This is a genomic window from Streptomyces sp. DI166, assembly GCF_900091315.1.
GTDB lineage: Bacteria > Actinomycetota > Actinomycetes > Streptomycetales > Streptomycetaceae > Streptomyces > Streptomyces fuscus.
In genome coordinates this window covers 58,837-68,510 of record NZ_FLSP01000041.1, presented here as the reverse complement: position 1 = coordinate 68,510, position 9,674 = coordinate 58,837, and the positions used below count along the sequence as shown (strand labels likewise).

Annotated in this window: 8 protein-coding genes and 1 riboswitch; of the genes, 4 read left to right on the top strand and 4 right to left on the bottom strand. The window is 70.2% G+C overall.

Annotated elements, in window-relative coordinates; all coding sequences use genetic code 11:
• From GA0115233_RS20965 to GA0115233_RS20955, 3 genes are all read right to left on the bottom strand, one after another.
• On the bottom strand, positions 1 to 466 hold a 466-nt coding region (locus tag GA0115233_RS20965; protein WP_255310285.1), incomplete at its 3' end, for a DUF6082 family protein.
• Positions 467 to 598: 132 nt separating this feature from the next.
• Positions 599 to 835 carry a hypothetical protein gene (locus GA0115233_RS20960; protein ID WP_093721797.1) on the bottom strand — a complete coding sequence of 79 codons (237 nt, stop codon included), beginning with the start codon at positions 833 to 835 and terminating at the stop codon, positions 599 to 601.
• 250 nt (positions 836 to 1,085) lie between these two features.
• The gene (locus tag GA0115233_RS20955) at positions 1,086 to 1,520 is read right to left on the bottom strand and encodes a DUF6082 family protein (RefSeq protein ID WP_250750515.1); all 435 of its coding nucleotides are present in this window, start codon (positions 1,518 to 1,520) and stop codon (positions 1,086 to 1,088) included.
• Between the two features lie 384 nt (positions 1,521 to 1,904).
• On the opposite strand from GA0115233_RS20955, the gene GA0115233_RS20950 reads away from it, so the two are divergent.
• Positions 1,905 to 2,966, top strand: coding sequence for a CobW family GTP-binding protein (locus GA0115233_RS20950; RefSeq protein ID WP_255310284.1), 1,062 nt, complete (start codon positions 1,905 to 1,907; stop codon positions 2,964 to 2,966).
• Here GA0115233_RS20950 and GA0115233_RS20945 read toward each other — a convergent pair.
• On the bottom strand, positions 2,963 to 5,419 hold the full coding sequence (locus GA0115233_RS20945; protein ID WP_093721795.1) for a DNA gyrase/topoisomerase IV subunit A: 2,457 nt from the start codon (positions 5,417 to 5,419) through the stop codon (positions 2,963 to 2,965). The genes GA0115233_RS20950 and GA0115233_RS20945 overlap by 4 nt on opposite strands.
• Positions 5,420 to 5,723: 304 nt before the next feature.
• On the opposite strand from GA0115233_RS20945, the gene GA0115233_RS20940 reads away from it, so the two are divergent.
• The 3 genes from GA0115233_RS20940 to GA0115233_RS20930 all read left to right on the top strand — a co-directional run bounded on the left by GA0115233_RS20940 (position 5,724) and on the right by GA0115233_RS20930 (position 9,654).
• Positions 5,724 to 7,109 (top strand): M16 family metallopeptidase, encoded by a 1,386-nt coding sequence (locus tag GA0115233_RS20940; protein ID WP_093721794.1) that lies wholly within the window; start codon positions 5,724 to 5,726, stop codon positions 7,107 to 7,109.
• Entirely contained in the window at positions 7,106 to 8,494 is a 1,389-nt protein-coding gene (locus tag GA0115233_RS20935; protein WP_093721793.1) for a M16 family metallopeptidase, read from the top strand. Before GA0115233_RS20940 ends, GA0115233_RS20935 begins: the two co-directional genes overlap by 4 nt.
• A 214-nt stretch (positions 8,495 to 8,708) precedes the next feature.
• Positions 8,709 to 8,870: riboswitch (cyclic di-AMP (ydaO/yuaA leader) on the top strand.
• A gap of 13 nt (positions 8,871 to 8,883) precedes the next feature.
• Entirely contained in the window at positions 8,884 to 9,654 is a 771-nt protein-coding gene (locus GA0115233_RS20930; RefSeq protein WP_093721792.1) for a M23 family metallopeptidase, read from the top strand.
• Positions 9,655 to 9,674 lie beyond the last annotated feature (20 nt).

Below are 9,674 nucleotides of genomic sequence, written 5' to 3'. Positions count from 1 at the left end.
TGGCGAAGAGTAGCTGACGTATCTCAGCCGGACTGTGTCCTGCGTAGTCGTTCCACACCTCGGCCAGCGACGCGTCGTTCATCTGCATCTGCGTCAGTTGGATGTGCAGACCTCGCAGATCCGCAGTTGCGCTCCTCCGCAGTTCTTCCCGAGAGGCGATCAGCTCCCGCCGCTGAAGGGCGAGTTCCTCACGCTGCATCCGGAGTTCGCGCTGTTGGAAGAGCAGGGTGGCGACCAGAAGGAGGACAGCCACACCGGAGAAGACCGCGCTCACTGCCCCGAAGTAGTCACCGAGGGCGCTGCGCTGAGCCGCTTCCTCCAGGCCGCCGTTCGCCTGCTCCACACCGCTGATCAGCCATCCGCTGACGACAAGGGACGCCAGAGACACGGCGGCCGTGCCGATGAGCGCCACACCGAGCCATACGATCGCCCTGCTCGCGGACCGCCACGTCGAAGTGCCAGCCAAGTACCCCTCCCGGATGCCGAGTTGGGAGGATTCCCCCGAGCCGAGCAGGAAAACTCGGGGGGCTCGGTCCAGCAATGACGCGAGGGTGACTGGCGCCGGGGTCGGGAGCGGTTTTCCTCCGGACCTCCCCTCTCAGGCCTCCGGGATATCCGCCTTGGCTCTGAGGAGGGTTTCTCGGGTGATGACCACGATGCGCTCATAGTCGGCGCGTGCGGCGTCATGAGGAAGCACAGGGTCGAGCTCCGCAGTGGCTTCGCGGCCGATGATCGCGAAGTTGCCGTCATCGAGCTCGAAGATGTCCGGGCACGACTGACCCGTACCACTGCCACGCTCGCGAGGCGAAGCCCCAATACGTCGCACGATTTTCACCGAGGGATACCAGCCTTATGGCTCGCAGGGAGGGGAGGGAGCATCCAGGCGTGGCGGACTCCGGGCAGGCGTGTGCTACGGAGCGGTCCTTCTCCGAGCGTGAGGGTGTCGTCGGAGTGCCCGGAGAGGGTGGGCAACAAGATAGCCGACCAGTTGCCTGCGACGTGCGGCATCACCACTGGGAGATCGGGTGAAATGCGGCCGTGCACCTGAGTCCAACCGACCACTGCGCAGCCGTCAGCAACGGTGGTCAGCTGCTGTCCGTGCCGACAACCCACCATTCGTCACCGTCGGAGTCGTCCAGTTCCCGGATCAGATCGTCCATCCTGCTCCCCAGTACGGCTTCCTCCGATTCCCTCGGCAGGCTCATCCTGTGCGGGCGCGTTGCCTCCCAGTACTCGCGGAACACGGGGTTCTGGCACAGGATGCGCAGGTGGCCGAAGAGTTCCGGCCGTGTCCATGCGCCGATGCGGTGGTAGAAGAGGGCGTTGACATAGAGCACGTTCGCGAACAGGAACTGTCGCTGTTTGTCGAGCGGGATCTCCGCGTCGTACGTGTCGAGTACCGCGGTGAGGGCGGGATCGTCCATCGCCTTGCACATCAGGTCGAAGTGGAGCCGATGCTGCTCGATGAGGGCAGCACGCTTCCGCTGGCTCGTGCTGCGTGCCGTGACAGTCTTGAGCATGGTCGCGAGACTCGCTCGCGCGGTGCGGCCGAGGCTCCCCAGCCGGAAGCTCTGTGTGGCCATGTCAACCCCCGAATCAGGCGGCCGTCCGCCGGTCGTCGGGGTGCGGGTCGACTGATGGGGACCGGCGAGCGGTGGGCGGCGCTTGCCGTCTCCCAGGGTGCCGAGCGGCTCTGATCGGCAGGGAGGCGGAGAGGAGGCGCACGGAGGGAAGCGAGGGTCGCACAGTCCGGCGCCATGCCCAACGTCTGCCCCGCAAGTGCTGCTAACAATCGTTCACTTCGCCCGGATTCTTGCGGCTCGTATCCTGGACCGGCATTGATTCTTCGCCCGTGCACCACGCTAACGAGCCGGTGCACGCGTCGGTGTGAGAGAGGTCGCTCGTTGCTCCCCAGCAGCCCCGTGCCGCAGATCCCCGTCGTCGTGCTGGCCGGATTCCTCGGCTCCGGAAAGACGACGCTCCTCAACCACCTCCTGCACCGCAGCGGCGGCAGCCGGATCGGGGCGATCGTCAACGACTTCGGGGCGATCGAGATCGACGCCATGGCCGTGGCGGGGGCGCTCGGGGATTCCACCGTGTCCCTCGGGAACGGCTGCCTGTGCTGCGCCGTTGACTCCAGTGAGCTGGACAGCTACCTGGAGCGGCTCGCGGCGCCCTCCGCCGGCATCGACGTCATCGTCATCGAGGCCAGCGGGCTCGCCGAGCCGCAGGAGCTGGTGCGTATGGTGCTCGCCAGTGAGCATCCCGGGATCGTCTACGGCGGTCTCGTCGAGGTCGTCGACGCCGCCGAGTTCGACGCCACCCGCGCCCGGCACCCCGAGATCGACCGGCACCTCGCCCTCGCCGACCTCGCCGTCGTCAACAAGCTCGACCGGGCCGAGGACCCCGAGCGCGTGCTCTCGGCCGTACGCGGGCTCGCCGAGCGCGCCGCCGTCGTACCCGCGACCTACGGGCGCATCGACCCGGAGTTCCTCTTCGACTGCCGGCCCGGCGAGGAGCGCATCGGGCAGCTGTCCTTCGACGACCTGCACCAGCACGACGAGGCCGGTGAGCATGACGGGCATTTGCACACCGCCTACGACAGTGTGTCGTTCGAGTCGGGGCGGGCTCTTGATCCGCGGGCGCTCATGCGTTTCCTCGACAGTCGGCCCGACGGGCTGTACCGGATCAAGGGGTACGTCGACTTCGGTCCGTATGACGCACGGAATCGGTACGGCGTGCATGCCGTCGGGCGGTTCCTGCGGTTCTATCCCGAGCCCTGGCCCACCGGCGCCGAACGCCTCACCCAGCTCGTGCTCATCGGCTCGGGCATCGACGCGCCCGCCCTCGCCAAGGAACTCGCGGCGTGCGAGAGCGACGCCCCGCACGCCGACGAGCACGGCATGTGGGGCGTCCTCCGCTACGTCCAGGGCTCCGAGGAGGAGCCCCCGGAGGCCGGTGTCTAGACCGGCCCCGCCACCACCGCCACCGTCTTCGGCAGCGACACACCCGAGCCGTCGCGGCGCGGGTCGATGTCCGGGAGCTCGGCCGGGCTGCCGTTCTTCTGCGCCGCGCGGGCCGGGGACGGGCCCGCCCAGGCCAGCGACAGACAGTCCTCGCCCTTCAGGAAGCGCTGGCAGCGCACACCACCCGTGGCGCGGCCCTTGCGCGGGTACTGGTCGAACGGGGTCAGCTTGGCCGTCGTCTGGACCGAGTCGTCCAGCGTGCCGCGCGAACCCGCCACGGTGAAGACGACGGCGTCCGCCGCCGGGTCCACCGCCGTGAAGGAGATGACCTTCGCGCCCTGGGAGAGCTTGATGCCCGTCATACCGCCCGCCGGACGGCCCTGCGGACGCACCTGGGACGCCTGGTAGCGCAGCAACTGGGCGTCGTCGGTGATGAAGACCAGGTCCTCCTCACCGGTGCGCAGCTCCACCGCGCCGACGATCCGGTCGCCCTCCTTGAGGGTGATGACCTCCAACTCCTCCTTGTTGGAGGGGTAGTCCGGCACCACTCGCTTGACGACACCCTGCTCGGTGCCGAGCGCCAGACCGGGGGAGGACTCGTCCAGCGTCGTCAGACAGACCACCGTCTCGTCGCCCTCCAGGGAGACGAACTCCGACAGCGGCGCACCGCCCGACAGGTTCGGCCGCGACGCCGTCTCCGGCAGCGTCGGCAGGTCGATGACGTTGATCCGCAGCAGCCGGCCGGCAGAGGTCACCGCCCCCACCTCGCCGCGCGCCGTGGCGGGCACCGCGGAGACGATCACGTCGTGCTTGGTGCGCCTGGCCTCGCCGTCCTCCGCGAACGGGTCGCCGTTGGCCGTACGCGCCAGCAGACCCGTCGACGACAGCAGCACCCGGCACGGGTCGTCGGCGACCTGGAGCGGCTGGGCCGCCGCCGTGGAGCCCGCCGACTCCAGCAGGACCGTACGCCGCTCGGTGCCGAACTTCTTCGCCACCGCGGCCAGTTCGGAGGAGACCAGCTTGCGCAGCTCGGCGTCCGACTCCAGGATCGCGGTCAGCTCGGCGATCTCCTCGGTGAGCCGGTCCTTCTCCGCCTCCAGCTCGATGCGGTCGTACTTGGTCAGCCGGCGCAGCGGGGTGTCCAGGATGTACTGGGTCTGGATCTCCGACAGCGAGAAGCGCTCCATCAGGCGCTGCTTGGCCTGCGCGCTGTTCTCGCTGGAGCGGATCAGCCGGATGACCTCGTCGATGTCGACGAGCGCCGTCAGCAGGCCCTCCACCAGGTGCAGGCGGTCACGGCGCTTGGCGCGGCGGAACTCGCTGCGCCGCCGCACGACCTCGAAGCGGTGGTCGAGGTAGACCTCCAGCAGTTCCTTCAGACCCAGGGTGAGCGGCTGGCCGTCGACCAGGGCGACGTTGTTGATGCCGAAGGACTCCTCCATCGGCGTCAGCTTGTACAGCTGCTCCAGCACCGCCTCCGGCACGAAGCCGTTCTTGATCTCGATGACCAGGCGCAGGCCGTGCTCGCGGTCGGTGAGGTCCTTGACGTCGGCGATGCCCAGGAGCTTCTTGGAGCCCACCAGGTCCTTGATCTTGGCGATCACCTTCTCCGGGCCGACCGTGAAGGGCAGCTCGGTGACGACCAGGCCCTTGCGGCGGGCGGTGACGTTCTCCACCGACACCGTCGCGCGGATCTTGAAGGTGCCGCGGCCGGTCTCGTAGGCGTCGCGGATGCCGGACAGGCCCACGATGCGGCCGCCGGTGGGCAGGTCGGGGCCCGGGATGTACTTCATCAGCGTCTCAAGATCCGCGTTCGGGTGGCGGATCAGGTGACGGGCGGCGGCGATGACCTCGCCGAGGTTGTGCGGCGGCATGTTGGTGGCCATGCCGACCGCGATCCCGGAGGCGCCGTTGACCAGCAGGTTCGGGAAGGCGGCGGGCAGCGCCACCGGCTCCTGCTCCTGGCCGTCGTAGTTGGGCGCGAAGTCAACCGTGTCCTCGTCGATCGACTCGGTCATCAGGCTCGTCGCGGCGGCCTGGCGGCACTCGGTGTACCGCATCGCGGCCGGCGGGTCGTCGTTGCCCAGCGAACCGAAGTTGCCGTGGCCGTCGACCAGCGGCAGGCGCATCGAGAAGGGCTGCGCCATACGCACCAGCGCGTCGTAGATCGACGCGTCGCCGTGCGGGTGCAACTTGCCCATGACCTCGCCGACCACGCGCGCGCACTTCACATAGCCGCGGTCGGGGCGCAGGCCCATCTCGTTCATCTGGTAGACGATGCGCCGGTGGACCGGCTTCAGTCCGTCGCGGGCGTCCGGCAGGGCGCGCGAGTAGATGACCGAGTACGCGTACTCAAGGAAGGAGCCCTGCATCTCGTCGACGACGTCGATGTCGAGGATCTTCTCCTCGTACGAGTCGTCGGGCGGCGGGGTCTTCGTGCTGCGGCGGGCCATCGCTGCCTGGGCTCCTTCTTCTTCGCGCTAGCTGTGTGCGTGCACCGGATCCGACGCGGACCATTGTGGACCGCGGCACTGACAACCCGGATCAGGACCCGGCGTCGGGGTCGTGCGGACCGGCGCGGAGGTGATCTCCGCTTCCGGTTGCCCGCAGGCTACGCGATCCGCCCGCGGCTCCGCCCTCGGCGTACGCGTCCCGGGAACTTCACCGGGGCCCCCGACGCTTGCATACAGTGGCAGGACCGGCAGAAAGACCGCGGTTTCCACGACCGCGTCCGCGATCGAAGGGACGTACATGCCCATGGGTCACACGGCCACAGACCAGGCAGGCACCGGGGGCCTGACAGCAACGGAGCACCGCCTGGCCAACGGCCTTCGCGTGGTGCTCTCCGAGGACCACCTGACCCCCGTCGCAGCGGTGTGCCTCTGGTACGACGTCGGCTCGCGCCACGAGGTCAAGGGGCGTACCGGCCTGGCTCACCTTTTCGAGCACTTGATGTTCCAGGGCTCCGCGCAGGTCAAGGGCAACGGCCACTTCGAGCTGGTGCAGGGGGCCGGCGGCTCGCTCAACGGCACCACCAGCTTCGAGCGCACCAACTACTTCGAGACCATGCCCGCCCACCAGCTGGAGCTGGCGCTCTGGCTGGAGGCGGACCGGATGGGCTCGCTGCTGGCCGCCCTGGACGAGGAGTCCATGGAGAACCAGCGCGACGTCGTCAAGAACGAGCGGCGCCAGCGCTACGACAACGTCCCCTACGGCACGGCCTTCGAGAAGCTGACCGCCCTCGCCTACCCGGAGGGCCACCCCTACCACCACACCCCGATCGGCTCGATGGCCGACCTGGACGCGGCGACCCTGGAGGACGCGCGCGCGTTCTTCCGTACGTACTACGCGCCGAACAACGCGGTGCTGTCGGTCGTCGGCGACATCGACCCGGAGCAGACGCTCGCCTGGATCGAGAAGTACTTCGGCTCCATCCCCGCCCACGACGGCAAGCCCGCCCCGCGCGACGGCTCGCTGCCGGAGGTCATCGGCAAGGAGCTGCGCGAGGTCGTCGAGGAGGAGGTCCCCGCGCGGGCGCTGATGGCCGCCTACCGCCTCCCGCACGACGGCACGCGCGCGTGCGACGCCGCCGACCTCGCCCTGACCGTCCTCGGCGGCGGCGAGTCCTCCCGGCTGTACAACCGGCTCGTACGGCGCGACCGCACCGCCGTCGCCGCCGGGTTCGGCCTGCTGCGCCTGGCCGGTGCCCCCTCCCTGGGCTGGCTGGACGTGAAGACCTCTGGCGACGTCGAGGTCCCGGTCATCGAGGCCGCCATCGACGAGGAGCTCGCCCGGTTCGCCGAGCACGGCCCGACGTCCGAGGAGATGGAGCGCGCCCAGGCCCAGTTGGAGCGCGAGTGGCTGGACCGGCTCGGCACCGTCGCGGGCCGCGCCGACGAACTGTGCCGCTACGCCGTCCTGTTCGGCGACCCGCAGCTCGCCCTCACCGCCGTCGGCCGGGTGCTGGAGGTGACCGCCGAGGAGGTCCAGGAGGTCGCCAAGGCCCGCCTGCGGCCCGACAACCGCGCGGTCCTCGTCTACGAGCCCACCGTCCCCCCGGAGACCGTCGAGGAGCCCACCGAGGACCTGGAGTCGGCGGCCACCGTGGAAGCAAGCGACAACAACGAGGAGACGGCCAAGTGACCGAGCTCGCCCCGATGGAGTTCCACCCCCAGCCCACGGCGGGCGAGCCGAAGGTCTGGGCCTTCCCGGCGCCCACGCGCGGGACCCTCGACAACGGCCTGACCGTCCTGCGCTGCCACCGCCCCGGCCAGCAGGTCGTCGCCGTCGAGGTGCTCCTGGACGCGCCCCTGGAGGCCGAGCCCGCCGGCCTCGACGGCGTCGCCACCATCATGGCGCGCGCCTTCTCCGAGGGCACCGACAAGCACACCGCCGAGGAGTTCGCCGCCGAGCTGGAGCGCTGCGGCGCCACCCTCGACAGCCACGCCGACCACCCGGGCGTCCGGCTCTCCCTCGAAGTGCCGGTCTCCCGCCTGCCCAAGGCGCTCGGCCTGCTCGCCGACGCTCTCAGGGCGCCCGCGTTCGCCGACAGCGAGATCGAACGCCTGGTCCGCAACCGGCTCGACGAGATCCCGCACGAGCTGGCCAACCCCTCCCGGCGCGCCGCCAAGGAGCTGTCCAGGCAGCTCTTCCCGGCGACCTCGCGCATGTCCCGCCCGCGCCAGGGCACCGAGGAGACCGTCACCGCCATCGACTCCGCGGCCGTACGCGCCTTCTACGAGCGGCACGTGCGCCCCGCCACGGCCACCGCCGTGGTCGTCGGCGACCTCACCGGCACCGACCTCGACGCGCTCCTCGCCGACACCCTCGGCTCCTGGACCGGCTCCGCCGCCCAGCCCCGCCCGGTGCCCCCGGTCGCGGCCGACGACACCGGCCGCGTCGTCATCGTGGACCGCCCCGGCGCCGTCCAGACCCAGCTGCTGATCGGCCGCGTCGGACCCGACCGGCACGACCGCGTGTGGCCCGCGCAGGTCCTCGGCACGTACTGCCTGGGCGGCACCCTCACCTCCCGCCTGGACCGCGTGCTGCGGGAGGAGAAGGGCTACACCTACGGCGTGCGCGCCTTCGGGCAGGTCCTGCGCTCCGCGCCCGACGGCACCGGCGCCTCCATGCTCGCCATCAGCGGCTCCGTGGACACCCCGAACACCGGTCCGGCGCTTGAGGACCTGTGGACGGTGCTGCGCACCCTCGCCGAGGGCGGCCTCACCGACGCCGAGCGGGACGTCGCCGTGCAGAACCTGGTCGGCGTGGCGCCGCTGAAGTACGAGACGGCCGCCGCCGTCGCCGGCACCCTCGCCGACCAGGTCGAGCAGCACCTGCCCGACGACTACCAGGCCACCCTGTACCGGCAGCTCGCCGAGACCGGCACCGTGGAGGCCACCGCGGCGGTGGTGAACGCCTTCCCGGTGGACCGTCTGGTGACGGTCCTGGTGGGGGACGCGGCGCAGATCAAGGAGCCCGTCGAGGCCCTCGGAATCGGTGAAGTCACCGTCGTGACGGCCGAGTAGACACACCCTCGGACCCGAACGCGCGGCCACGCGCGCGTGGAGCCCTGGTGACCGGAGCGTCACCAGGGCTCCCGTATGTCCGAATTGATGTGGAGGTTGCCTGTCTGCCCTGTGGCGTGCGCTACAAAAGCACTGATCCGTTTGAGGATTGAAGGCGGCCCCGTTTAGCGTCATGCGGGCTGTTCGTCAGGCAGTGCGCCGCACCCGCGGCACCGGACAGTCATCGCCGAGTCCCCGAAGGCGCGAGCCTGGGGAGCCGGGGACCCATCGCAGTCCCTGGGGTGAATCGGACGCCCGCGCGTAGGCGAGGGGGTCCGTAGGAGACCTTCCTGCTCCGAACCCGTCAGCTAACCCGGTAGGCGAGAAGGAAGGAAAGGACAAGCCACTTCATGGCGTTGACCCGCGCCACCGGGAAGCACCGTCGTCCCAGCAGGATGCAGCGCAGCACCGCCCGCGCGGCGGGCGTCGCGGCGCTCACCACCACCGGCGTCATCGGCACCGTGGCCGGACCGGCGTTCGCCGCCGCCCCCGAGGCCCCTGTCGAGCAGACCGGCATCACCCCCGTCCTCACCATGGGCGACACGGTCGCCGAGCAGATCGACGCCCAGGCCGCGGCGCAGCAGGAGGCGGCCGAGCTGGCGGAGATCAAGCGCCAGGCCGAGGAGGCCGCCCGCAAGCAGGCCGCCGAGGCCGCCAAGGAGGCCCGGGAGGCCAAGGAGCGCGCCGCCCGCGAGGCCGAGCGCAAGCGCCTGAACACCTTCGTCTCGCCGATCGCCGGTTCCTACGTCTCCACGAGCTACCAGGCCGGCGGCGCCGTCTGGTCCTCCGGCAGCCACACCGGTATCGACTTCCACGCCTCCAGCGGCACCTCGGTGCGCTCGGTCGGTGTCGGCACCGTCGTCGAGGCCGGCTGGGGCGGGGCGTACGGCAACCAGGTCGTCATCAAGATGCACGACGGCACGTACACCCAGTACGGGCACCTGTCGTCCATCAGTGTCTCGGTGGGCCAGAGCGTCACCCCGGGGCAGCAGATCGGCCTGTCCGGTGCCACCGGCAACGTCACCGGCGCGCACCTGCACTTCGAGGCGCGCACGGGTGAGGACTACGGCTCGGACATCGACCCGGTCGCCTACCTCCGCTCGCACGGTGTGAACATCTGACGGCACCCGCCCCAACTCGC